Annotated in this window: 22 protein-coding genes; 9 read left to right on the top strand and 13 right to left on the bottom strand. The window is 70.0% G+C overall.

Features of this window, described 5'->3' with window-relative positions; all coding sequences use genetic code 11:
• Positions 1-53 precede the first annotated feature (53 nt).
• The 7 genes from SAVERM_RS16695 to SAVERM_RS16665 all read right to left on the bottom strand — a co-directional run bounded on the left by SAVERM_RS16695 (position 54) and on the right by SAVERM_RS16665 (position 11,882).
• Complete coding sequence (locus SAVERM_RS16695; RefSeq protein ID WP_010984654.1) at positions 54-1,517, bottom strand: catalase; 1,464 nt, start codon at positions 1,515-1,517, stop codon at positions 54-56.
• Between the two features lie 156 nt (positions 1,518-1,673).
• Positions 1,674-3,824, bottom strand: coding sequence for an ATP-binding SpoIIE family protein phosphatase (locus SAVERM_RS16690; protein ID WP_010984653.1), 2,151 nt, complete (start codon positions 3,822-3,824; stop codon positions 1,674-1,676).
• Positions 3,825-4,106: 282 nt separating this feature from the next.
• The gene (gene fomD / locus SAVERM_RS16685) at positions 4,107-4,799 is read right to left on the bottom strand and encodes a cytidylyl-2-hydroxypropylphosphonate hydrolase (protein WP_010984652.1); all 693 of its coding nucleotides are present in this window, start codon (positions 4,797-4,799) and stop codon (positions 4,107-4,109) included.
• A 114-nt stretch (positions 4,800-4,913) separates the two neighbouring features.
• Positions 4,914-6,317: a class II fumarate hydratase gene (locus tag SAVERM_RS16680; RefSeq protein ID WP_010984651.1), complete on the bottom strand. Its 1,404-nt coding sequence runs from the start codon at positions 6,315-6,317 to the stop codon at positions 4,914-4,916.
• Between the two features lie 68 nt (positions 6,318-6,385).
• Positions 6,386-9,577: an NACHT domain-containing protein gene (locus SAVERM_RS16675; RefSeq protein WP_010984650.1), complete on the bottom strand. Its 3,192-nt coding sequence runs from the start codon at positions 9,575-9,577 to the stop codon at positions 6,386-6,388.
• Between the two features lie 12 nt (positions 9,578-9,589).
• The gene (locus SAVERM_RS16670; RefSeq protein WP_137865232.1) at positions 9,590-10,012 is read right to left on the bottom strand and encodes a hypothetical protein; all 423 of its coding nucleotides are present in this window, start codon (positions 10,010-10,012) and stop codon (positions 9,590-9,592) included.
• 202 nt (positions 10,013-10,214) lie between these two features.
• Positions 10,215-11,882, bottom strand: coding sequence for a fumarate hydratase (locus tag SAVERM_RS16665; protein ID WP_037645252.1), 1,668 nt, complete (start codon positions 11,880-11,882; stop codon positions 10,215-10,217).
• 188 nt (positions 11,883-12,070) lie between these two features.
• On the opposite strand from SAVERM_RS16665, the gene SAVERM_RS16660 reads away from it, so the two are divergent.
• Positions 12,071-12,775 (top strand): DUF1707 SHOCT-like domain-containing protein, encoded by a 705-nt coding sequence (locus tag SAVERM_RS16660; protein WP_010984647.1) that lies wholly within the window; start codon positions 12,071-12,073, stop codon positions 12,773-12,775.
• Positions 12,776-12,949: 174 nt separating this feature from the next.
• Entirely contained in the window at positions 12,950-13,321 is a 372-nt protein-coding gene (locus tag SAVERM_RS16655; RefSeq protein ID WP_010984646.1) for a WhiB family transcriptional regulator, read from the top strand.
• A 129-nt stretch (positions 13,322-13,450) separates the two neighbouring features.
• Here SAVERM_RS16655 and glpX read toward each other — a convergent pair whose 3' ends face one another.
• On the bottom strand, positions 13,451-14,485 hold the full coding sequence (gene glpX / locus SAVERM_RS16650) for a class II fructose-bisphosphatase (protein WP_010984645.1): 1,035 nt from the start codon (positions 14,483-14,485) through the stop codon (positions 13,451-13,453).
• Between the two features lie 127 nt (positions 14,486-14,612).
• On the opposite strand from glpX, the gene SAVERM_RS16645 reads away from it, so the two are divergent.
• Positions 14,613-15,134, top strand: a complete 522-nt coding sequence (locus SAVERM_RS16645; RefSeq protein ID WP_010984644.1) for a DUF4245 domain-containing protein — start codon at positions 14,613-14,615, stop codon at positions 15,132-15,134.
• Positions 15,135-15,335: 201 nt separating this feature from the next.
• On the opposite strand, the gene SAVERM_RS16640 is transcribed toward SAVERM_RS16645, so the two are convergent.
• The 3 genes from SAVERM_RS16640 to xseA all read right to left on the bottom strand — a co-directional run bounded on the left by SAVERM_RS16640 (position 15,336) and on the right by xseA (position 17,756).
• Positions 15,336-15,926 (bottom strand): malonic semialdehyde reductase, encoded by a 591-nt coding sequence (locus tag SAVERM_RS16640; RefSeq protein ID WP_010984643.1) that lies wholly within the window; start codon positions 15,924-15,926, stop codon positions 15,336-15,338.
• A 369-nt stretch (positions 15,927-16,295) separates the two neighbouring features.
• Complete coding sequence (locus SAVERM_RS16635) at positions 16,296-16,538, bottom strand: exodeoxyribonuclease VII small subunit (RefSeq protein ID WP_010984642.1); 243 nt, start codon at positions 16,536-16,538, stop codon at positions 16,296-16,298.
• 9 nt (positions 16,539-16,547) lie between these two features.
• Positions 16,548-17,756, bottom strand: coding sequence for an exodeoxyribonuclease VII large subunit (xseA, locus tag SAVERM_RS16630; RefSeq protein WP_010984641.1), 1,209 nt, complete (start codon positions 17,754-17,756; stop codon positions 16,548-16,550).
• A 257-nt stretch (positions 17,757-18,013) separates the two neighbouring features.
• Here xseA and SAVERM_RS16625 point away from each other — a divergent pair, with 257 nt between their 5' ends.
• Positions 18,014-19,030: a 4-hydroxy-3-methylbut-2-enyl diphosphate reductase gene (locus SAVERM_RS16625; protein WP_010984640.1), complete on the top strand. Its 1,017-nt coding sequence runs from the start codon at positions 18,014-18,016 to the stop codon at positions 19,028-19,030.
• 29 nt (positions 19,031-19,059) lie between these two features.
• The gene (gene ppgK, locus SAVERM_RS16620) at positions 19,060-19,806 is read left to right on the top strand and encodes a polyphosphate--glucose phosphotransferase (protein ID WP_010984639.1); all 747 of its coding nucleotides are present in this window, start codon (positions 19,060-19,062) and stop codon (positions 19,804-19,806) included.
• A 194-nt stretch (positions 19,807-20,000) separates the two neighbouring features.
• On the opposite strand, the gene SAVERM_RS40120 is transcribed toward ppgK, so the two are convergent.
• A complete protein-coding gene (locus SAVERM_RS40120; RefSeq protein WP_010984638.1) occupies positions 20,001-20,714 on the bottom strand; it encodes a DUF6542 domain-containing protein in 714 nt (237 codons plus the stop codon).
• Between the two features lie 215 nt (positions 20,715-20,929).
• Here SAVERM_RS40120 and ychF point away from each other — a divergent pair, with 215 nt between their 5' ends.
• The 3 genes from ychF to SAVERM_RS16600 all read left to right on the top strand — a co-directional run bounded on the left by ychF (position 20,930) and on the right by SAVERM_RS16600 (position 22,751).
• The gene (gene ychF, locus SAVERM_RS16610) at positions 20,930-22,018 is read left to right on the top strand and encodes a redox-regulated ATPase YchF (protein WP_010984637.1); all 1,089 of its coding nucleotides are present in this window, start codon (positions 20,930-20,932) and stop codon (positions 22,016-22,018) included.
• Positions 22,019-22,218: 200 nt separating this feature from the next.
• Positions 22,219-22,500 carry a type II toxin-antitoxin system Phd/YefM family antitoxin gene (locus tag SAVERM_RS16605; RefSeq protein ID WP_010984636.1) on the top strand — a complete coding sequence of 94 codons (282 nt, stop codon included), beginning with the start codon at positions 22,219-22,221 and terminating at the stop codon, positions 22,498-22,500.
• On the top strand, positions 22,497-22,751 hold the full coding sequence (locus tag SAVERM_RS16600) for a Txe/YoeB family addiction module toxin (protein WP_010984635.1): 255 nt from the start codon (positions 22,497-22,499) through the stop codon (positions 22,749-22,751). The genes SAVERM_RS16605 and SAVERM_RS16600 overlap by 4 nt, the downstream gene beginning before the upstream one ends.
• A gap of 157 nt (positions 22,752-22,908) precedes the next feature.
• Here SAVERM_RS16600 and SAVERM_RS16595 read toward each other — a convergent pair whose 3' ends face one another.
• The gene (locus tag SAVERM_RS16595; protein WP_037645004.1) at positions 22,909-23,184 is read right to left on the bottom strand and encodes a hypothetical protein; all 276 of its coding nucleotides are present in this window, start codon (positions 23,182-23,184) and stop codon (positions 22,909-22,911) included.
• A gap of 134 nt (positions 23,185-23,318) precedes the next feature.
• Between SAVERM_RS16595 and SAVERM_RS16590 the strand changes: the two genes are divergently transcribed.
• Positions 23,319-23,714, top strand: coding sequence for an immunity 7 family protein (locus SAVERM_RS16590; RefSeq protein ID WP_010984634.1), 396 nt, complete (start codon positions 23,319-23,321; stop codon positions 23,712-23,714).
• Positions 23,715-24,269: the final 555 nt, after the last annotated feature.

Raw genomic sequence — 24,269 nt, 5'->3', positions numbered from 1 at the left:
CCCACGAGGAGGGCGCCCGGTGATCCACCGGGCGCCCTCCCGCGTTCGTGTCCTCAGCCTCCGTTGACGTTGCTGGCGATCCGGTCGCCGATCTCCTTGTCGATGTTGCGCCAGTACTGCACCGCGCGGTCCAGGACCGGGCGCGAGACATCGGCCTTCAGATGGCCGCTGACGTTCGACACGAGCCGGTCGCGGGCCGCGTCGTCCAGGACCTGGCGCACCATCGTGCCCGGCTGGCCCCAGTCGTCGTCCTCGCGGTGCGGCTTGGTCGCCTCGCGGACCAGCTCTCCGGCCGTCTCCCAGCTCGCCGGGTCGCCGAATTGCCCGTAGTCGGCCGCGGGGCCGCCGTAGGAGTTGGGCGCGTACGGCCTCGCCGCGTTCGACGGCACGTACCGCATCGGGCCGTCCTTGGCGTACGAGTTCACCGGGGCGTGCGGCCGGTTGGGCGGCAGCTGCGCATAGTTCGGGCCGATCCGGTACCGGTGTGTGTCGGGGTACGAGAACAGCCGGCCGAGCAGCATCTTGTCCGGCGAGGGGCCGATGCCCGGCACCAGGTTGGACGGCTCGAAGGCGGCCTGCTCGATGTGGATGAAGTAGTCCTCGGGGTTCTTGTTGAGGACCATCCGGCCGACGTCGATCAGCGGGTAGTCGCCGTGCGGCCAGACCTTGGTCAGGTCGAACGGGTTGAAGCGGTAGTCCGCCGCGTCCTCGAACGGCATGATCTGGACCTTCAGGGTCCAGGTCGGCGCGTTCCCGGACTCGATCGACTCGAACAGGTCCCGGCGGTGCTTGTCGGCATCCGAACCGGCCAGCTCGTCGGCCTCCGCCTGGGTGAGGAAGTCGATGCCCTGGTCGGTCTTGAAGTGGTACTTCACCCAGAACCGCTCACCGGCGCCATTGATCCACATATAGGTGTGGGAGCTGTAGCCGTTCATGTGGCGGTACGTCTTCGGGATGCCCCGGTCGCCCATCAGCCAGGTCACCTGGTGTGCGGACTCGGGGGAGAGCGTCCAGAAGTCCCACTGCATGTCGTTGCTGCGCAGCCCGGTGACCGGGTGGCGCTTCTGCGAGCGGATGAAGTCCTGGAACTTGATCGTGTCACGGACGAAGAAGACCGGGGTGTTGTTGCCCACCATGTCGTAGTTGCCGTGCTCGGTGTAGAACTTCAGCGCGAAGCCGCGGGGGTCGCGCCAGGTGTCGGGCGAGCCCTGCTCGCCGGCGACGGTGGAGAAGCGGGCCAGCATCTCGGTGCGCTTGCCCGGCTGGAACAGGTCGGCCTTGGTGAACTGGCTGACGTCATTGGTGACTTCGAAGAATCCGTACGCGCCACTGCCCTTGGCGTGCACCACACGCTCGGGGACCCGCTCCCGGTTGAACTGGGCCATCTTCTCGATGAGGTAGTGGTCCTGGAGCAGGATCGGGCCATCGGGACCGACGGTGAGCGAGTGTTCGTCGCTCTCCACCGGAATTCCGACGTTGTTCGTGGTGTACGGAGCCTTCTGGGGTGCCTGGGTCACGAGCGTCCTCCCGTCAAAGAAGAGGGTCGTTAGGTCGCTTCGCTCACCCCAGCAGTCAACTCCGCCGACGGGACGTCGGCAACATTTGGACGGGATCCAACTTCGGTTCGGTTCTGGGCGGAGGTGATCCCGGGGCGAGACGGGACGCGTACCCCCTCAGCTCCGGTTCAACTCGAACCAGACCACCTTTCCCGTGCTCAGCCGGGTCGCGCCCCACCGCCTGGCCAGCTTGTTCACCAGGTAGAGGCCGCGTCCGCCCTCGTCCGTGGCCCGCGCCTGTCGCAGTCGCGGCAGCTGCGGCACATCGTCGCCGACCTCGCAGCGCAGCACGTCCGTACGCAGCAGCCGCAAGGTGATCGGACGGGTCGAATAGCGCACGGCATTGGTGACGACCTCGCTGACCAGGAGCTCCATGGAGTCGCTGAGCTCCTCCAGGCCCCAGCGGGACAGCGCACGGCGGGCGAGCTTGCGCGCCCGGCCCGGTGCGGTCTCCTCGGGCTCCAGGAACCAGTACGCCACATCGCTGGGCGCGATCCCGTCGAAGCGGGCGGCGAGCAGCGCGATGTCGTCGTCCCGGTCGCCGGGGCCCAGCATGTCGAGCACCTCGTCGCACAGGGCCTCGAGCGGCGGCGGATGGTCCGGGCCGGTCAGCTGGGCGGTGGCGGCGAGCTTCTCCCGCAGCTGCTCTATCCCGGTCCACACGTCGCGCAGCCGGGACTCGACCAGCCCGTCCGTGTACAGCAGCAGCGTGGCCCCGGCGGGCGCGTCCAGCTCGACCGCCTCGAAGTCCACCCCGCCTACGCCGATCGGGGCGCCCGGCGGCACCCGCAGCACCTCGGCCCGGCCGCCCAGGTGCAGCAGCACCGGCGGCGGATGGCCCGCGTTGGCGATGGTGATGCGGTGTGCGACCGGGTCGTAGACGGCGTACAGGCAGGTCGCCATGCGGTCGGTGCCCAGGCGCTGGGCCTGCTCGTCGAGGTGGTGCAGCACCTCCTGCGGCGGCAGGTCCAGCCCGGCCAGGGTCTGCGCGGTGGTCCGCAGCTGGCCCATGATCGCCGCCGAGGTCATGGAGTGGCCCATGACGTCACCGACGACGAGCGCGACCCGGCTGCCGGGCAGCGGAATGGCGTCGTACCAGTCACCGCCCACCCGCGCGGTCTCGGCGGCCGGAAGATACCTGCTGGCCAGGCGCACGCCGGTGGGCCGGGGCAGCGTCTCGGGCAGCATCGTGCGCTGGAGCTCGTCGGCGATGTACGCCTCGCGGCCGTACAGCACCGCCTTGTCGATGCCGAGCGCGCTGTGCGTGGCGAGCTGGGCGGCGACCAGCAGGTCGTCCGCCTCGAACGCCATGCGCTCGGGGCGGCGCAGGAACAGGGCGGCACCGATGACGCGGCGGCGGCCGCGCAGCGGGGCCAGGATCGCGCGCTGCCCGCTGGGCATGGGCAGATCGTCGCCGAGGAGTTCGGGCAGCGCGGCCCGGGCGGCGGGCGCGTCCGCGAAGACGGGCCGTACTCCGCGCAGCACCTCGGCGAGCGCGCCGCCCGGCCGCACCTCGCTCAGTTCGGCCGTGACCGCCGACAGCTCGGAGGCGGGCTCCGGCTGGAACGCGGTCAGGAAGCCGCCGTCGGTGTCCCGCTCCTCGGGGATGCGGTCGGTGCGCCGCAGCCGCAGCACCATGGGCCCTATGGGCCGCTCGTCGCCGACCGGCAGCGGATCGCGCAGATAGACGAGGATCGCGTCCGAGAAGGTCGGCACGGTGGCCCGGCACAGGCCCATCACGATCTCGTCGAGGTCGATGCCGCGGGCGATCCGCCGGGTCGCGGCGCCCACGAAGCGCAGCCGGTCCCCGTCGCGCCGCATCGGCATCGGGCCGCCGGGCGGCAGCCCCTGCCCGGTGCGCCGGTCCCCGCCGCCCGCTGCCGGGGCGACCCTGTCCTGCTCCCCGCCCGGCTGGGCCGGGATGCCCTCGGGAGCGGGGCGCGGGCGGTGCGCGTCGGGACCCGCGTCCGAGGGCTGCGAGTGCTCGGCGCCAGGGGTGGACGGCTTGGCGCCGCCCGCACCCGGGGGCGTGGGAGTGCCCTGGCCGCCGGACGGACCCTTGCCGCACGGTGTCGTCGTGCCCTGTCCGGTGGGTGCGTCGCCGGTGCGGGCCTGTGCGGGTAAGGCCGCCGACGACGACGGCGTCTGCAGCGGTTCCGGGGTACGCAGGAGCGCCCCGCGGGGGTCCGCGGGGGCGGAGGGCCGGCCGGCGCTCGGCTGGCGGCGCTCATGCGAGGTGGGGTGCTCCGTCACGCGTGTCGAATCCATCCGTCCGGGGCTGCGCGCCGCGCGTGCAGTTCGTCCCGCAGAAATGCCGATACCCGGAATACGTGCCCCAGGAACGGAATTCCCGCGTGGTCAGAGGCTGTTCTTGATCCGCCGTCCGGCCGCCTGGAAGCCGATCCGGTGTAGCCCTCGTACCCCTCGCTCACGTCCTGCCGCCCCTCGGTGACGTTCGGTCAAGCCCAGCACATACTGCGGGAGTTGCTGCTGCGTGTGCCCTTGCGGAGGACGATCCTACGGTTGTACCACGGGGGCGCGACAAGGGTCTCACGTCGCCATCTGCGCGGGCGTACGGTCCCAGTCCTCCGGCAGGGGCGGTACGGCCCAGGAGGGATCCGGGCGCCAGTGCTGCCAGCCGTCCGAGAACGGCGGGCCCCAGGCGCGGATCACCTCCACCGCCGAGTGTCCCGCTTTTCGCACCCGAGCGGCGAGTTCGGCGTCCATCAGACCGTCCCGCTGGGCCTGCGCGAACTCGTCCTCGTCACGCCAGCCCCAAGTGCGGTCCGGATGCACGGAGATGTCCAGGAAGTGGTCCTCGGAGTCGACCCCGCCGGCCCAACGCGTCAGCGGTTCCTCCAGGTTCACGTACCAGTTCTTGAACAGCCAGCCCGGTTCCCAGAACAGCCACACCGACCACGGCTCGCCGGGCCGCGCCAGCTTGAGCACCCCGGTGCCGAACCAGCGGTCCAGCTGCACCGTGCGCGGCTTGGTGTAACGGGACTCCAGCGGCTCGACGTGCACGGGCGTGCCGTCCGCGAGCACCGGCCGCATGCATTCGGTGCCGGGTGCCAGCCACACCGCGAGCAGTTCGTCGTCGTCCCGTACGACGGTCACGGGCCGCGCGATGTGGAAGTGCTCGCCGGCGTTCTCCCGGTAGCGCCACAGGATATGGCTGCCCGGGGCCCAGTGCGCCGTCGAACCGTCCGCTTTCACTCGTCTCACCGCTCCACCGTCTGCCATGAACAGATATTAGGTGCCACAGGCATACGACGCTGCGATGCCCGTCACGGTTCACGCCATGACCCGGCGTCCGCGCGGCGACGGGACACACCCGGGTCACGGTGGTGAGCCCCGTCAGGGGTGCGTCATCCGCAGGACGTCGAGCGCCTCGTCGAGCTGCTCCAGGGTGAGGTCGCCACGGTCCACGTATCCGCTCTCCAGGACGACCTGACGGATCGTCTGCCGCTCGGCGAGGGCCTTCTTGGCGACCTTCGCGGCCTCCTCGTACCCGATGTACTTGTTCAGCGGGGTGACGACGGACGGTGACGACTCGGCGTACTCACGGGCCCGGTCGCGATGGGCGACGATCCCGTCGACGGTGCGGTCGGCCAGCAGCCGGGAGACATGGGCGAGCAGCCGGACGGACTCCAGCACGTTCTTCGCGATGACGGGCAGCATCACATTGAGTTCGAAGTTGCCGGCGGCTCCGGCGGCGGCGACGGTCGCGTCGTTGCCCGTCACCTGTGCGGCGACCATCAGCACGGCCTCGGGAATCACGGGATTCACCTTGCCGGGCATGATCGAGGACCCCGGCTGAAGGTCGGGCAGGCTGATCTCGGAGAGCCCGGTACGCGGCCCCGAAGCCATCCACCGCAGATCGTTCGCGATCTTCGTCAGTCCTACGGCGATGGTCCGCAACTGCCCGCTGGTCTCGACGATCCCGTCCCGCGCACCCTGCGCCTCGAAGTGGTCGCGCGCCTCGGTGAGCGGCAGCCCGGTGACGCGGGCGACCTCGGCGATGACGGCGGCGGAGAAGCCCGGCGGGGTGTTGATCCCGGTCCCGACCGCGGTGCCCCCGAGGGGCAGTTCGGCGAGCCGCGGCAGGGAGGCGGCCAGCCGCTCGACGCCGTACCGCACCTGGGCCGCGTATCCGCCGAACTCCTGCCCCAGGGTCACGGGCGTCGCGTCCATGAGATGCGTACGCCCGGCCTTCACGACGTCCGCGAACTCCTCGGACTTGCGGCCCAGCGCGGCGGCCAGGTGCTCCAGGGCGGGTACCAGATCGCGGGTGACGGCGGCGGTGGCCGCGATGTGAATGCTGGACGGGAACACGTCGTTCGACGACTGCGACGCGTTCACGTGGTCATTGGGGTGTACGTCCCTGCCGAGCCGTTCGGTCGCGAGCGTGGCGATGACCTCGTTGGCGTTCATGTTGGACGAGGTCCCGGAGCCGGTCTGGAACACGTCCACGGGGAAGTGCTCGTCCCAACGCCCCTCCGCGACCTCGGCGGCCGCCTCCTGAATGGCCTCGGCGACGTCCTTGTCGAGCACGCCCAACTCGGCGTTCACCTTGGCGGCGGCTCCCTTGATCCGGGCGAGGGCCTCGATGTGCGCCCGCTCGAGCCGCTGCCCGGAGATGGGGAAGTTCTCCACGGCACGCTGGGTCTGGGCCCGCCACTTGGCGTCCGCGGGGACACGGACCTCACCCATGGAGTCGTGCTCGACACGGTAGTTCTGCTTGTCGTCCTCGTCGGTCATCGACGATCACCTCCACCTGACACAGCACTTCCGACGGGCCCACTGTTCCCCGCGGGAGCGTCCGGTACCTAGCGCGCGCGCAGGTGTTCGTCCAGGCGGCCCAGTTCGTCCAGCAGGGCGTCGTCCGCCCGCCAGGCGGCGGGCCTGCGCGGGGCGGTGACGGCGAAGCCGGCCGGCGCCGGGTCCGACGGCTTCGCCCCGGGACGGTTCTGGAGGTAGGCGATGGAGGCCCGGACGGCCTGCCGGTCCAGCTTCTCGGCGTCCATGCCGGGAATGCCGCGGATGCGCCGCACGTACTCGGCCGCCTCACCGGTGTCCCGCAGCGAGAACATGGCCTCGACGAAGGCGGCACCGCCCCTGGAGCCCCGCAGGACGGCACGCTGCACCCGGCGGTGCGCCCGGAACTCACGGACCAGGCCGATCACCACGACCAGGGGGAAATAGCCGGTGAGCAGGCCCAGCAGGACGAGCGCCAGGATGTGTCCGGTGTGTCCTCCCGCGTAGTAGAGCAGGGCGAAGGTGCCCCAGACGGGGGAGGTGAACACCGCCATCTTGAGCAGGCCCCACAGCGAGTCCCAGGCGAACCTCGCCCAGGTCTGCCGGGACAGCGCACGCGCCGGATGGTCCGGGAGGCGCATCGTGTCGGGAACGACCAGAACCAGCCTGATCGCGCTCAACTCGCGGGACGAGCGCCCTTGGCGGACCGCGTACAGCAGGCTGGGGCCCCACAGGAGCGCACAGACGCTCAGCGGCGCGTAGAGCGTGATCTCCAGCAGGCCCCACGTCGTATGGCCCTCGGTGATCTCGTAGAAGCCCAGGGCCACCTGAAGGGCCGCCTGCAAGCCGGCGATCATCACCAGGCTGCCCAGCAGGACGTCGGTCTCCAGGACGTCCATCTCCACGCCGACCGTGCGGTTGACGACCCGTTCGAAGAACAGCCGCGTCCGGCTCTTTCCGACGCCGTAGGACAGGGGCTGGGTGGACTGGAACCACCAGAAGAAGAAGAGCGGCACGGCGTACCACCACAGCAGCTGGTCCCGCAGACGCCACCAGTACGCACCCGGTGCCGCCATGGCCACCAGGGCGTGCAGGACGCAGATGACGGCGACCGCCTTCGGCGACCAGCTGATGATCCGGCGCACCCGGACCAGGTCGTCGTCCCCGTGCAGGCGCCGCAGGTCGACGTCGACGGCGTGGGACTCCGTGGCGAGCGACCGCTCGCTGAGCATGGTGATCAGCAGCCGGCGGATGGACCGGCGGATGCCGGGGGTCAGGGCGGGCAACGTGGCGCAGTCGCGCAGCGCCGTGGTGCGGATCCAGCCGCTGCCACCGGCGAACGCGCGGTCGATGTACCGCTCGCGGACCGGCTCCGGCAGCAGGGGCAGACAGTCGACGGCGAACTTGCGGTCACTGACGCTGCCGCGCCTCCAGGCGGCATCCACCAGTGCCTGGACCAGCCCCTCGATCTCCGCCCGGGGCCACTGCGACTGGCCGTGGTAGGCGGCGGTCAGCAGCTCCAGGCAGTGCACGGCCATCGGGGACCAGGCGAAGGGGGTGAGCAGCGGGGGAGGGTTGGCGCCCTCCTCGCCGACCAACTCCCCGTACGACGACCACGTGAACTCCTCGGCGATGGGTACGTACTCTCTTCGGCTCGCCTCCTCCATGGCCCGGTAGCGGCCCCACTCGGCGGTCAGCACCCCGGCCAGCTCCGCCATCAGGGGGCCGGTGATCTCCGGGGAACCGTCCTGGAGCACGGTCACGGCCGTCTCGCGCCAGCGGCCGTTGGTCACCAGCTCGAAGGGCGCGACCGCGGAGGGACGCGACGCGACGTGGCGGCTCGCGAAGTACTGCTGTACGCGGCGGTGGCCGAAGAACACCCGGCGGCCGGCATGCCGGCCCTCCGGCGCGGAGACGAGGAGCCTGGACGCCGGCACGACGCGCAGCAGCAGCTCGCGTACGGCGGCGTCGTCACCCGCCTCCCGCACGATCTCCTCCCCGTACTCCCGTTCGCTCACCGAGAGCCCGCCGTCCGTCGACGTCAGCCGGAAGGCGAACCGCGCGAGGAAGTCCTCGACCCGCCGCAGTTCACCGGTGTCGCGGGCCGTCTCCACGGCCGCGTGCAGGCGCTGCGACACATACTCCTCGAACACGGCGCTCGGGCGCTCCGGAAGAGTGTGCCGCGCCTCCACATAGCTCGCGAGAAGCTTCAGGCTGAGCGGATTCTGGAGCTCCGTCACGAACCCGTGCCGCGGGTCGGTGAGGAGGGGCTGGACGAGACCGATGTCCTCGCGGCCGAGCCCGAGACCGCGCAGGAAGGACTCCTGCTGCTCCGACGACAGTCCCAGGATGTGCAGCCGGGTCCAGCCCGCGGCGCGCGGCCCCTTGTACTCCCGGGAGGCCACGACGCACCTTCCGCCGCCCCCGACGAGTTCGATGACCGTCTGGACGTAGGGCGACACCGCCTTGTCCACGGTCGCACTGCCGAGGACCGCGGGGATCTCGTCGAAGGAGTCGAGCAACAGGGTCACCCGGCGTCTGCGCAGATCCTCGGTGAAGCAGTGGGCGAAGTAGGAGGCGATCTCGATGCTTCCCCTGGGGCCCGTCTGCTGGGCGATGTACTTCCGCAGCACATCGGTGTTGATCTCGTCCGGCTTCGCCCTCAGTTCCCGCAGGTTGACGTAGATGGGCAGGGGCAGGTCCGGATTCCGTCCGGACACGATCTGCCGGAGTCCTTCCACGGCGTGCTGCCACATGGCGACGCTCTTGCCGGCGCCGGGGGCGCCCTGGAGCAGGATGAGATCCGTTTCGGGGCGGGCCAGCACCTGGGTGAGGGGCCGGGTGGCGTACCGTCCCCGCCTGCGCCACAGGCTGCGGTGGCCCGCGGCCGGGTATCCGTCCACGTCCTCGACGATGGCGGTCAGCTCGACCAGTTTGTGGTCCAGCCAGTGGGTCTCGTCGAGTGTGGACGTCAGCTTGCCCAGCAGCACTCTCGCGAGGGCCTTGCGGAACGCGGGCCCGTCGGCGGGGGCGGGAGACCCGGACGGGTCCGGGGCCGGCGCGGGTGTCTCGTTGACCATGACCCGGCGGTCGACGAACGAGATCTCCTTCGCCATGTAGACCGAGTCGACGGCCCAGTCGGGCTGATGGGTGACGGCGGCGTCCACGGCGCCCGGCAGGTTGACCCTGGCCTCCCGCTCACCGGGGGCGCCGTCGGGGGCGCCGGCCGGGTCCTCGGGACCTGTGATGTCGAAGCCTGACATGGCACGGGCCGATCAGAGGTGGTGCCCGACCCACTGGGCCATGGTGTCGAGGGAGGTGCCGAGTTCGGAGGCCGCCGCGGTCGCCGTGCCGAGCGCGCGCAGCCGGTTCGCGACCCTCGTCAGCCGGCCGGCGACGATGTCGTCACCGGGCGACGGGCCGTCTCCGGTGGCGTCTTCGCCGCTCGCGGCGTCGTCGGTGGCGGCGTCGGTGGCGTGTTCGCCGGCGTGGGTGTCCGCGGCCAGTGCCGCCTGGGCCAGCTCCGCGTCCATGGCCGCGAGATCGGCGCCGGGAACGTCCTCCAGGGCCCGTATACGTGACCGCAGTTCGTTCAGCGCCTCGGCGAACTCCTGGGGGGAGCTCCGGTCGGTGAGGCGGAGATCGCCCGCGATGTTGTAGACCTTGCCGACATTCCACCCGGACTGATTGAAGACCATGTCCCGCTCCCCCATGGCTGCGCCGACCCCCTGTATGACCCTCCATCAGGATATGTCCGGGGCATGTCCGTTGACATCGCCCAAGACGGGATGTTTTCCAACTAACCGAATGGCATTGCAATTTGTTCATTTGTGTCGGAACGGGAGCGCACGAGGGCCCTGGCCGACACGCCGGCCAGGGCCCTCCTCGGTACGGAACCGGCTACGCCAGCCCCGGCCCCCGTACCGGAATGCTCGTGAACGTCGGTGCGGGTGCGGGGTCCTTGAAGAAGTCGTTGCCCTTGTCGTCGACCACGACGAACGCCGGGAAGTCCTCGACCTCGATCTTCCAGACGGCCTCCATGCCGAGCTCCTCGTACTCGACGACCTCGACCTTCTTGATGCAGTCCTGGGCCAGGCGCGCGGCCGGGCCGCCGATCGAGCCGAGGTAGAAGCCGCCGTGCGCCTCGCACGCGTTCGTGACCTGCGCCGAGCGGTTGCCCTTCGCCAGCATCACCTTGGAGCCGCCCGCCGCCTGGAACTGCTCGACGTAGGAGTCCATACGGCCGGCCGTGGTCGGGCCGAAGGAGCCGGACGCGTAGCCCTCGGGGGTCTTGGCGGGACCCGCGTAGTACACCGGGTGGTCCTTCAGGTACTGCGGCATCTCCTCGCCCGCGTCCAGCCGCTCCTTGATCTTGGCGTGCGCGATGTCGCGCGCCACGACCAGCGGGCCGGACAGGGACAGCCGGGTCTTCACCGGGTACTTCGTGAGTTCCGCGAGGATGTCGTCCATCGGCTGGTTGAGGTCGATCCTGACGACGTCACCCGACTCGTCCAGGTGGTCGTCCGTGGTCTCCGGCAGGAAGCGCGCCGGGTCCGTCTCCAGCTGCTCCAGGAAGACGCCCTCGGCGGTGATCTTCGCGACGGCCTGGCGGTCGGCCGAGCAGGACACGGCGATCGCGACGGGGCAGGACGCGCCGTGCCGGGGGAGCCGGACGACGCGGACGTCGTGGCAGAAGTACTTGCCGCCGAACTGCGCGCCGATGCCGATCTTCTGCGTCAGCTCGAAGACCTTCTCCTCGAGGTCCTTGTCGCGGAAGCCGTGGCCCAGCTCCGAGCCCTCCGCCGGAATCTCGTCCAGGTAGTGCGCGGAGGCGTACTTCGCGGTCTTCAGGGCGTACTCGGCGCTCGTGCCGCCGACCACGATCGCCAGGTGGTACGGCGGGCAGGCCGCCGTGCCGAGCGAGCGGATCTTCTCCTCCAGGAACTTCATCATCGAGCCCTCGTTGAGGACCGCCTTCGTCTCCTGGTAGAGGAAGGACTTGTTGGCCGAGCCGCCGCCCTTGGCCATGAAGAGGAACTTGTACGCGCCGCCGTCCGTCGCGTACAGCTCGATCTGCGCCGGCAGGTTCGAGCCGGTGTTCTTCTCCTCCCACATGGTGAGCGGAGCCATCTGCGAGTAGCGCAGGTTCAGGTTCTTGTACGCGTCGTAGATGCCGCGGCTGAGGGCCGACTCGTCGCCGCCCTCCGTGAGGACGTTCTGTCCGCGCTTGCCCATGACGATCGCCGTGCCGGTGTCCTGGCACATGGGGAGCACGCCCGCGGCCGCGATGTTCGCGTTCTTCAGCAGGTCGAGGGCGACGAACTTGTCGTTGCCCGACGCCTCGGGGTCGTCGATGATGCGGCGCAGCTGCGCGAGGTGGGCGGGGCGCAGGTAGTGCTGGATGTCGTGGATGGCCTCCTCGGCGAGCTTGCGCAGCGCCTCCGGCTCGACCTTGAGGAACGTCCGCCCGTCGGCCTCGAAGGTGGAGACACCCTCGGAGGTCACCAGCCGGTACGGGGTGGTGTCCTCTCCCTGGGGGAGCAGATCGGTGTACGCGAACTCAGGCATCTCGCCCATTCCTCACTCGACAGACAGCGGCTGGCCTCCGTTGGCAGCGTCCACCAGCGTAGGACCTGGCGCGGACACCGAGCTTGTGAGGTAAGGCTCAGTTCGGCGAGGAAAGGGTTTCCAAAGGGTTTTCCACAGGCGCTCACGAGGGGTAGTCGCGATCTATCGCGTTTGGGTACGCTGCTGCCGTGGACCTTCAGAAGCAGACTGAACTCCGGCAGCAGCAGAGCGAACTGCGGGCCTCGGACGCCGATCGCGACCGGATCGCGGACATCCTGCGCGAAGCCCTCGCCGAGGGCCGCCTCACCGCCGAGGAGCACGCCGAGCGCGTCGAGGAGGTCTACCGCGCCAGGACCGTCGGCGAGCTGGAGCCTCTGGTGCGGGACCTGCCCGCCGCCCACCCGCTTCGCGCGACCCCGGCATACGCCCCGGCGCCGAACCGCCCCACGGCCGGCGCGATACCCGTCGAGCCCGACGAGAACGTGGTGGCGGTGTTCAGCGCGGCCATGCGCAAGGGCCGCTGGCGTGCCGGACGTCGGATGCACGCGTACGCGATCTTCGGCAGCGTCGAGATCGACCTCAGCGAGGCGATCTTCGAGTACCAGCAGGTCGTGATCAAGGTGATCTCGGTCTTCGGCAACGTGGAGATCCGCGTCCCGGAGAACGTCTCGCTGCGCGGCACCGGCGGCGGTGTGCTCGGCAACTTCGAGGTGAGCACGCTGGATTCGGGCGACGCCGACGCCCCCGTGGTCTACGTGGACGGACTGGCCATACTCGGAAACGTCGAGGCAAGGCCCAAGCGGGGCAAGTTGGTCGCGGACATCCTCGACCGTGTGTCGGACCGCGTGACGCGCAAGCTCGACCACGGTTTGCGCAAACACCTGGACCGTTGACGCTTGTGAACTCGGTCGCGTCCGCGGCGAGGAGGGCGGGCCTGGAGGGTGCGGTTCCGGCCGGGCGGGCCGCCCGAAGGCCAGCGGTTGGGAACACAGTGCATAGGCCCGCGCACAGCGGGTAGGCCTTGCTGCATCGTCTCTCGCTCGCGAAGCCGTCGTCAGGAGTAGACCGTGCTGCAACCGCCGCATCAGTCCCTGCAGGTCGCTGCCGTTCCGGCCCAGCGGGCGCCAGTGCGGGACCGGGATCAGGACGCCCCATGGCACACGGAGGCCGTGTGCCGGCGTGACGAGGCCGGACTGTTCTTCGCACCCTCCAAGGAACCCACCGCGGCCAGGCTGTCCCGGGAGGAGGCGGCCAAGCGGGTCTGCGCGCGCTGCCCCGTGATGGTCGAGTGCCGGGAGCACGCGCTGCTTCAGCCCGAGCCGTACGGCGTGTGGGGCGGCCTCACCGCCGCCGAGCGCCGTGTGGTGCTGGCCCGGCGCAGGCGCCGTGACGTCGAGCTGAAGAAGGCCGCGCGGGGGACGATAGCGGCGGCGGGATAGCCGGTACGTACGGGAGCGGGGCACCCCTTCCGCACAAGGGGTGCCCCGCTCCCGTACGAGGGCCGGCTTCCGCGACCTGACGTCCGAGGCCGGCCTCGGAGGACCGGCCTCGGGATCCGTCTCCGTGACCTACTTCGCGCGGTCGAAGTCGATCTGGCTGTACGCGCGCAGCTTGCTCAACCGGTGCTCGGACCTGATCTGACGGACCGTGCCGGACTTGGAGCGCATCACGATCGACTCGGTCGTGGCTGTCTCGGCGCGGTAGCGCACGCCGCGCAGCAGTTCGCCGTCGGTGATGCCGGTCGCGACGAAGAAGACGTTCTCGCCGGAGACCAGGTCGTCGGTGAACAGCACGCGGTCGAGGTCGTGGCCCGCGTCGACCGCCCGCTGCCGCTCCTCGTCGTCCTTGGGCCACAGCTTGCCCTGGATGGTGCCGCCCAGGCACTTCACGGCGCAGGCCGAGATGATGCCCTCGGGCGTACCGCCGATGCCGAGCAGCAGGTCGATGCCGGTGCCCTCGCGCAGGGCCAGGATGGAGCCCGCGACATCACCGTCGGAGATCAGCTTGATGCGCGCGCCGGTCTCCCGGATCTCCTTGATGATGCCGTCGTGGCGCGGCCGGTCGAGGATGACGACGGTGACGTCCTCGGGCATGGAGCGCTTGGCCTTGGCCACCCGGCGGATGTTCACCGAGACCGGGGCGTTGATGTCGACGAAGTCGGCGGCCTCGGGCCCGGTGACCAGCTTGTCCATGTAGAACACCGCGGACGGGTCGAACATGGTGCCGCGGTCGGCGGCCGCCAGTACGGCGATCGCGTTGGTCATGCCCTTCGCGGTGAGCGTGGTTCCGTCGATCGGGTCGACGGCGATGTCGCACTCGGGGCCGGTCCCGTCGCCGACGCGCTCCCCGTTGAAGAGCATCGGGGCCTCGTCCTTCTCCCCTTCGCCGATGACGACGACGCCGTTCATCGACACGGTGGAGACGAGGGTCCGCATGGCGCGGACGGCCGCGCCGTCGGCGCCGTTCTTGTCCCCGCGGCCGACCCAGCGGCCCGCGGCCATCGCGGCGGCCTCGGTGACCCGGACAAGCTCCAGGGCGAGGTTCCGGTCGGGTGCCTCGGAGGGGACCTCTAGTTCGGACGGCAGCTGATGATTCTCGGTCATCGGAGCGCACCTTTCTGATACGACGACGGCCGGATGAGCGTAATGGTCACAACTCTATCGCCAGACCGACAAAATGAGCAGGGGGCCCCACGGATGAGCGGACCCCTGTACCTGCGACGATAGGGGCGTGGCAGGTACGAACGGTAAGCAGAAGACGGTCCGGGACATGATCCTCTCCCTGGGCCTGATCGGGCTGATGGCCGCAGTCATCTACATCTTCATCCCGCACGACGACTCCCCGCATGAGCCTCCGCGGGTCGACTACCGTGTCGAACTGCTGACGGCGCGCCGCGCGGCGTCCTACCCGGTCGCGGCGCCCGAAGGTCTGTCCGGCTCGTGGAAGGCGACGTCGGTGCGGTACGCGGGCGACGCCTTCGAGGCCTGGCATCTCGGGTTCCACGGTCCCGACGGTGCATACGTGGCGATCGAGCAGTCGACTCAGAAGGCGTCCGCGTTCATCGACTCGGCCAGTCAGGGCGCGAGGAAGACGGACGCCACCCAGCGCATCGGCGACCGGACGTGGCAGCGGTACAAGGGTGAGCGGTACGACGCCCTCGTGCTCGAGGAAAAGGGCGCCACGACCGTGGTGACCGGCTCGGCGTCGTTCGCGGAGCTGACGACGATGGCTCAGGCGCTGAAGACGGCGTGAGCGGTCGCCGCTGAACGCGGCGTGAGCCGCTCCGCGGGATGTGAAAGCCGAACAGTCGCTGGGTACGAAGGCCGAACAGTCGCTGGGTACGAAGGCCGAACAGTCGCTGGGTACGAAGGCTGAATACGTGAAGGGGCCCCCGGTGTGACCGGGGGCCCCTTCACGTATGCGTTCGGCTCAGACTCGTTCGGCCGTTTCGGCTCAGACCGTGGTGACGACCTGGTCGAACTCCAGGCGCGGGGAGCGCGGGAACCAGGCGTCCTCGCCCGGCTTGCCGATGTTGACCACCATCAGCGGGGTGTGGTCGTCGTCGAGGAACTCCTTCTGGACGCCCGCGAAGTCGAGACCGGTCATCGGGCCGGCGGCGAGGCCCGCGGCACGGACGCCGATGATGAAGTACGCGGCCTGCAGAGCGGCGTTCAGCGCGGCGGCCCCCTCACGGGCCGGGCGCTCCGCGAAGAAGACGTCCTTGGCCTGCGGGAAGTGCGGGAAGAGGGCCGGCAGCTCCTCGTGGAACTCGTTGTCCGCGGAGAGGATCGCGACCAGCGGGGCGGTGGCGGTCTTGGGCTGGTTGCCCTCGGCCATGTGCTGCACGAGGCGCTCGCGGGCCTCGGCGGAGCGGACCAGGGTGATGCGCAGCGGCGACTGGTTGAAGGCGGTCGGGCCGTACTTGACCAGGTCGTAGATCGCCTGCACCTGCTCGTCGGTCACGGGCTCGTCGGAGAACGTGTTGGCGGTGCGGGCCTCGCGGAAGAGCAGGTCCTGGGCGGCGGGGTCAAGGACGAGAGACATGGTGAACCTTCTCGGGAAGTGCGGTGGATCCGGGGATCGGCTGGCGACTTCGACAGTACGCAGAAGAAGTTCAAGGTTCAATCAAAGTGGGCCCATGGTGATCGGCTTCACAGTGCAAGGGGGTGGCCGAAGGGCCGATGGGTGTGAGTGACGAGTGCGCCGCACCTGGGCGACAGGCGAGCGGGCGGCACCCGGCGATCTCACGGGTGGGGGTGGGGGTGGAGGTGGGCGTGGGTGCGGGCGTGGCTCACCGGCCGTGGGGTCACCACTGGCGCCGGCTCACCGGCCGTGGGGCACCGCTGGCCCGGCTCACCCGCCGTGGATCACCACTGGCCCGGCTCACCCGCCATGGATCACCACTGGCCCGGCTCATTCCGAGTCGTCGCCCGCGTTCTCTTCCTCCGCCAGCGCCGCGTCCAGCCGCTTGCGCGCGCCCTCCAGCCAGGTCCGGCACACCTTGGCCAGCTCCTCGCCCCGCTCCCACAGGGCGAGCGACTCCTCCAGGGTCGTGCCCCCCGCCTCCAGGCGGCGTACGACCTCGATCAACTCGTCCCGCGCCTGCTCGTACCCGAGCGCCGTCGCGTTCGCCGTCTCGTCCGTCCTGCTGGTCATGCGCCCACCCTAAACATCGACTCGTACCGTGAACTCACCCTCGGCGACCCGCGCCCGCAGCACCTCGTCCGCCGTCACCTCGTCCGGCGCCCGGACCGCATGGCCGTCGGCTCGCTGGAGCACCGCGTACCCCCGCTTCAGGGTCGCGGCCGGTGACAGTGCCACCACGCGCGCGTGGGTGTGCGACAGCTCCGAATCGGCGCGGTCCAGCAGATGTCCGAGCGTGCGCCGGCCACGGTCGAGCAGGGAGGCGACCTGGTCCGCCCGCTCGTCGACCATCCGGTGCGGATCCTCTATCGACGGGCGGGCCAGCGTGTGCGCGAGCCCCCGCTCCTCCCGCTCGATGACCGACCGCACGCACCGCCGCGCCCGGTCCCGCAGCGCCCGCACCCGCTCGACCTCCTCGCCGACGTCCGGCACGACCTTCTTGGCCGCGTCGGTCGGGGTGGAGGCGCGCAGGTCGGCCACGTAGTCGAGGAGCGGGGTGTCGGGTTCGTGACCGATGGCCGACACGACCGGCGTACGGCAGGCCGCCACCGCTCGGACGAGCTGCTCGTCGGAGAACGGCAGCAGGTCCTCCACGCTGCCGCCGCCGCGCGCGACGATGATCACGTCCACGTCGTCGCGCGCGTCCAGCTCCTTCACCGCCTGGACGACCTGCGGCACGGCGTGCACGCCCTGCACCGCCACGTTGCGCACCTCGAAGCGGACGGCGGGCCAGCGGTGCCGCGCGTTCTCCAGGACGTCGCGCTCGGCCGCCGAGGCGCGCCCGCACACGAGCCCGATGAGCTGCGGCAGGAAAGGCAGGGCCTTCTTGCGCTCGGTGACGAACAGGCCCTCGCCGGCGAGGCTCTTCTTCAACTGCTCAAGACGGGCGAGGAGTTCACCGACCCCGATGGGCCTGATCTCGGCGGCCCGCAGTGACAGCTGCCCCCGTGGCGCGTACCACTCGGGCTTCGCGTGTACGACCACCCGGGCGCCCTCGCTCACCACGTCCGCCACCGCGTCGAACACCTGTCGGTAGCAGGTGACGCCGACCGAGATGTCGTACGACGGGTCGCGCAGGGTCATGAAGACGACGCCCGCGCCCGGGCGCCGCGACAGCTGGGTGATCTGCCCCTCGACCCACACCGCGCCGAGCCGGTCGATCCACCCCCCGATGAGCCGCGACACCTCACCTACGGGCAGAGGCGTTTCCGCGGACGTGTTCGCAGCCATGCGCCGAGCGTAGTGGGCGCCTGTGACAACGCGGCCCATGCCGGGTCGGTGCCCGGTGCCGTCCTCAAGCGCCGAACCGCCGGCACCGCGAGCACCGCAAGCAGCGCGAGCGCGGTCCGCGGGCCGGATGTGTCGGACGTATCGGATGTATCGGGTATCCAGGCCTCCCAAGGGTGGCGCCCGGCCCCGCGCCTCTCCCGGTGCCTCCGCCGCCTCCCCATGGAGGCGATCTTCGGCCCGCCGGGTGCGGCCTTACGATGGTTTCCATGACTGCTTCGTCTGGCCGCCGTGTCCTGCTCGCCGCCCCCCGTGGCTACTGCGCGGGCGTCGACCGTGCCGTGATCGCCGTCGAGAAGGCCCTCGAGCAGTACGGGGCCCCGATCTACGTCCGCCACGAGATCGTCCACAACAAGTACGTGGTGCAGACCCTGGAGCGGAAGGGCGCGATCTTCGTCGAACGGACGGCGGAGGTTCCCGAGGGGGCCATCGTCATGTTCTCGGCGCACGGCGTGGCGCCGGTCGTCCACGAAGAGGCGGCCCGCGGCAAGCTCGCCACGATCGACGCGACCTGCCCGCTGGTCACCAAGGTCCACAAGGAAGCCGTCCGCTTCGCCAACGAGGACTTCGACATCCTCCTCATCGGGCACGAGGGCCACGAGGAGGTCATCGGCACCTCCGGCGAGGCGCCCGAGCACATCACCCTCGTGGACGGCCCCGGGGACGTCGCCAAGGTAGAGGTCCGCGACCCGTCCAAGGTCGTCTGGCTCTCCCAGACCACCCTGTCGGTCGACGAGACGATGGAGACGGTCGACGCCCTCAAGGAGAAGTTCCCCCAGCTCATCTCCCCGCCCAGCGACGACATCTGCTACGCCACGCAGAACCGCCAGCTCGCCGTGAAGCAGATGGGCGAGGAGGCCGACCTGGTCATCGTGGTCGGCTCGCGCAACTCCTCCAACTCCGTTCGCCTCGTCGAGGTCGCCAAGCTCGCGGGCGCGCGTGACGCGTACCTCGTGGACTTCGCCGACGAGATCGACGAGGCGTGGCTGGAGGGCGTGTCGACGGTCGGTGTCACGTCGGGTGCCTCCGTGCCGGAGATCCTCGTCGAGCAGGTCCTGGAGTGGCTGTCGCAGCGCGGCTTCGAGGACGTCGAGATCGTCAAGGCGGCCGAGGAGTCCATCACCTTCTCGCTCCCCAAGGAGCTGCGCCGCGACCTGCGCGCGGAGGCGGCGGCCCTGGTGGAGCAGCGGACGGGCAACGGCCCCTCGGCGGAGTGACTGTCCGTCGTACGCCGTAACGTAGAGCCATGCAGATCTTCGGTGTGGACATCGGTGGATCCGGGACCAAGGGCGCTCCCGTGGACCTGGACAGGGGCGAGCTGACGGAGGAGCGCTTCAAGGTGCTGACTCCGCACCCGGCGACGCCGGACGCGGTGGCCGACGGCGTGAAGGAGGTCGTCGGCCACTTCGGCTGGACGGGCCCGGTCGGGATCACGTTCCCGGGAGTGGTCACCGGCGGTGCCACGATCCGTACGGCGGCCAATGTGGACAAGAGCTGGATCGACACGGACGCGCGCGCCCTGCTGAGCGACCGGCTGGGCGGGCGCCCGGTGACGGTGCTGAACGACGCGGACGCGGCGGGTGTGGCCGAGATGCAGTTCGGCGCGGGGCGCGACCGCCAGGGCACGGTCCTCGTCCTCACGTTCGGCACGGGGATCGGCAGCGCCCTGTTCGTCGACGGCGCCCTCGTCCCGAACACGGAGCTGGGCCACCTCGAGCTGCACGGCCACGACGCGGAGAAGCGTGCCTCGACGAAGGTCAAAGAGGACAACGACATGTCGTGGGAGCACTGGGCGCACCGCGTCCAGAAGTACCTCGCGCACGTGGAGATGCTCTTCTCTCCGGAGCTGTTCATCATCGGCGGCGGAGTCAGCCGCAAGTCGCACAAGTTCCTGCCCCTGATCGAGGGAATCAAGGCGGAGATCGTCCCGGCGGCGCTTCAGAACAACGCGGGGATCGTGGGCGCGGCGATGACGGCGGCGAAGAGCGCGTAGGCCGGCGGGGCCCGCTCCGGGCCCGGCTCCCGGCCGGGTCCGGGCCGCTCCGGGCGGGGACCGGGGCGGGCCCGCGGGACCGACGGCGGGCGCGGGGCGCGCAGCTCTCAGCCGACCGGCCGGGACGGGCAGGTGGGCACAGTCCGGTCAGGCCGGTGGGCCTGGCCCGGTCAGGCCGGTGGGGCACAGCCCGGTCAGGCCGGTCGGCGGCGCTGCGCGGCTCGGCGGCTCATCTGGCGGATCTTGCGCACCGCCGTGATGACACCCGCGACCAGCGTGCCGCCGTACAGCCAGCCCGCCTGCGTGGCGAGCGCGGTGACCAGGCCCATCAGGCGCCCCCCGAACCCCCCGCTGCTGTCGGCGAGGGGCAGCAGTCCGAAGGCGAACGCGAGGGGCACCACCACCGGCGCGGTCAGCAGGTCGCCCCGCCGCACCCACCACGCGGTCAGCGCGCACACCGGCAGGAACAGCACCCCGTACACCGCGAGCGACGCCCCGAACAGCAGTTGGTCGACACACGCCAGGGCGAACATCACCGCCCCGCAGAACAACCCCCCGCCGAGCCCTGTGAGCCGCGGGTTCGGCATCCGCCGTACCGCCTGGACCAGCGGCGAAGCAGACCGGCGCGGCGGAACGGACCGGCGTGGCGGAACGGACCGACCCGGCGGAACGGACCGACCCGGAGCAGGCGGACGGCGACCCGCGCCGGCGACGGCGCCGCCGCCCGGACCGCGCCCGCGCGTCGGCCGGCCGTCGGCGGCCTCACCGTTCCCGTCGGGCCGCCCGCCAGGCCGTTCGTCGGGCCTGCCGGGCCGTCCGGCGCCGGCTCCGCCCCGCCCGGCCTGCGGGGGCAGGGGCGTACCGCGTCGCGGTCCGTGCTGAGGGGGACGCGTCCTGTGTTGCTCCACTGGACCAACTTAGGTCGTTTTATGTGTCGAATGACCCCTGAGACACGCCGTAGGCGAGAGCTTGGCCAAGCGTTCGATACATCGCCGGTGTGGGGCGGCGCACGCCGTAGACTGGTGGATCGGCCCGCGCATCAGCCATGTCAGCCATGAAGGACCAGGCGCACGCAGCCCGGTCCGCACCGTCCTCACCATCCTCACGTACGGGAAGTCGCAACGTGTCGCTCACGATCGGAATCGTCGGTCTGCCCAATGTCGGCAAGTCGACCATGTTCAACGCCCTGACCAAGAACGACGTGCTCGCGGCCAACTACCCGTTCGCCACGATCGAGCCCAACGTGGGCGTGGTCGGTGTCCCCGACGCCCGGCTGGCCAAGCTGGCCGAGATCTTCGGTTCGCAGAAGATCCTTCCGGCGACCGTCGACTTCGTGGACATCGCGGGCATCGTGCGCGGCGCCAGCGAGGGCGAGGGCCTGGGCAACAAGTTCCTCGCGAACATCCGCGAGTCCGACGCGATCTGCCAGGTGATCCGCGCCTTCCACGACGAGAACGTCGTGCACGTCGACGGCAAGGTCTCGCCCAAGGACGACATCGAGACGATCAACACCGAGCTGATCCTCGCGGACCTCCAGACGATCGAGAAGGTCCTGCCGCGCCTGCAGCGGGAGTCGCGCATCAAGAAGGACATCGGCCCGAAGGTCGCGGCGGTCGAGGCGGCCCAGGCGATCCTGGAGAAGGGCGAGACCCTCTTCTCCGCGGGCATCGTCCAGGGCTCCGGCAACGAGGAGCTGCTGCACGACCTGCACCTGCTCACCACCAAGCCGTTCCTGTACGTCTTCAACGTCGACGAGGACGAGCTGGTCGACGACGACTTCAAGGCCGAGCAGCGCGCCCTGGTCGCCCCCGCCGAGGCGATCTTCCTCAACGCCAAGCTGGAGGCGGACCTCGCCGAGCTCGACGAGGAGGAAGCGATGGAGCTCCTGGAGTCGGTCGGCGTCGAGGAGCCCGGCATGGCGACCCTGGCCCGCGTCGGCTTCAACACCCTCGGCCTCCAGACGTACCTGACGGCCGGCCCCAAGGAGTCCCGCGCCTGGACCATCAAGAAGGGCGCCACCGCCCCCGAGGCCGCCGGTGTCATCCACACCGACTTCCAGAAGGGCTTCATCAAGGCGGAGGTCATCTCCTTCGAGGACCTGGTCGAGACGGGCTCGGTCGCCGAGGCCCGCGCCAAGGGCAAGGCACGCATGGAGGGCAAGGACTACGTGATGCAGGACGGCGACGTGGTCGAATTCCGCTTCAACGTCTGACGTGCGGAATTAGCACCACGCTGCTTGCCTTGTAAACGTACAGGTCAGATGGGGTCGGCTCTTCCGGGGGCCGGCCCTTTGCTGTCTCCCGTGCTGGGATGGTGCTGGGTTTTCTGACGGAGCGTCACTTTTTTTGCCTTCGCTTGAGATGTTCGCGAGTGGTACGTTATTCGGTACCATCTGATACGGGGAGTCGATCCATGTCGATAACTGCGAGCGAAGCCCGCAAGGCTCTCTTTCCGCTGATCAAGAAGGTCAACGACGATCACGAGGCCATCGAGATCGTCTCCAAGCATGGCAACGCCGTGCTCGTCTCGGCCGAGGACTACGCGGCACTGCGCGAGGGCTCGTACCTGCTGCGCTCCCCTGTGAACGCACGGCGACTGCTCAAGGCGTACGAGAACGCCCTGGGCAACATCAACGTCTCGGAGCGCGAGCTGATCGATCCGGATGCGACGGATCCTGCTGAGGGCGCTGCGTGAGGCTTGTCTTCGAGGATCAGGGCTGGGAGGACTACACGTCCTGGCTCAAGAACGACCGCAAGATGCTCGCTCGGATCAACAGGCTCATCGAGGACGTCAAACGCGATCCCTTCACGGGGATCGGCAAGCCCGAGCCGCTCAAGTACCACTTGCCTGGGGTGTGGTCGAGGCGGATCGATGACGAGCACCGTCTCGTCTACCTAGTCACCGACAAAGAGGTCGTCATCCTTGCCGCTCGCTACCACTACTGACCGTGGAGTGGCAGGACGAAGGGCATGCGACTGGGGTGACCGCCTCGCGGCGTCTTCACCGGTCCGTACACCCCAAGTACGCGGACGTGCCTCCGTCCTGCGGCGCGGCGCGTATCCGACGCCGCTGGATGATCCACTGCGGAACATCCGACAGCCCTCAGCGGAAGACCTGTTCGATTCGGACACGATCGCAGGCGGCCACAATCTCCGCACGGTGGCGGGACTCCGTACCGGCCACGGCTGCCTCGACCCTCCGGGTGTACTCCCGCTCGCGCTCCCGTTCCCGGCGCTCCTCCGTCCGGTGGCGCACCCACCACCGCACTACCCCGGCGAGCACCACGAGGACCACGAGCAGCCACGCGTACTCGCCTCGACCCTGGCCGCCACGGTCACCGGCATCGAGGCCGAGATCCGTACGTATCTCGACGCCCACCCCGAAAGCCGTGTCCGGGTCACCTGGCACCCGGTCGACGCCGACGACGCGATCAGCGACGAGTACGTGGCCCAGACGAAACCCGAGGGCATGCGGATGGGCAGTGCCTTCCGAAGACGCACCGAAAGAGGACCATGTACGAGTTCCACGGTTGGTTCGGCATCGCGGAGTCGCCGGAGGAGGCCGACACCGGCACCCTGGAGCAGGGCATCGCCGAGCTGCGCGAACGGGTCGAGGCGCTCGACTGGTCGACGGGCGAGGCGGTGCTGCGCGCTCACAACGGGGAGTGGTTCGTACGCGCCGACAGGCTGGTCAACCGGCGGCGCGACGAGGCGGAGGAGCTCGACGCCCTGGTCGCCTTCATCGCACGGCGCTTCCCCGGCGGGTGGGGTCTCCTGTACGAGCGCTCGGACGACCTTCCCTCACCGCCGGGGCCGGGCGCCTTCAGGGTGCGGGTGCTGGCACGTGGTGAGGTGACGGAGCGGCTCGATCCGTTTCTGTCGCCGGTACGGCCGCTCATCGAGGACTGACCGAGTGCTGGATCGCCGCTGCCGTACAAGGGGCGACCGGCATCCGAGCTGTGTGGCGGGGATGGAGCGCCCGTGCTGGGATCGTGCTGGGACGACCCCCTCCAGAACTACGTTTCCGCAGGCGGCAGCTCTGTCCTAAGGATTTCGGTTCAGCGTCTGATGCTGGGTTTCCTGATGGGCCGTCACTACAGGGCGTAGTCCCGGCCGGTCCCACGGGCCTTACCGCCCGGGCATGTCACGTCAGGGAGCACCGGTCCGGGCCCGCCACCGTTTGCCGTCTGTCGGCTGCCGACCCGTCGCACCGGCGGACGGCCCGGCCTGATGCTCTTCACCAACAACCGCTTCAGCCCGGCCCACTGGCTGCTCGTCAGATCACCCACGCGTCGCAGGACATGGCCCTCTACGGCCAAGGTTTGCTTTCGCGACAGACCCCAAGGCCGCCCGCGTCGTCACGAGGTCGGGGTCAGGGGCGCCTCGTACACGCCCAGGACCAGCAGCGCAGGGTGACGGGCAGGTCGAGACCCCCGAACGCCGGCAGGCCGGCGGGGTGGTGTT

Source organism: Streptomyces avermitilis MA-4680 = NBRC 14893 (assembly GCF_000009765.2).
GTDB classification, from domain to species: Bacteria; Actinomycetota; Actinomycetes; order Streptomycetales; family Streptomycetaceae; genus Streptomyces; species Streptomyces avermitilis.
The sequence above is the reverse complement of the archived record's forward strand: the minus strand, read 5'-3'. Positions and strand labels throughout refer to the sequence as shown.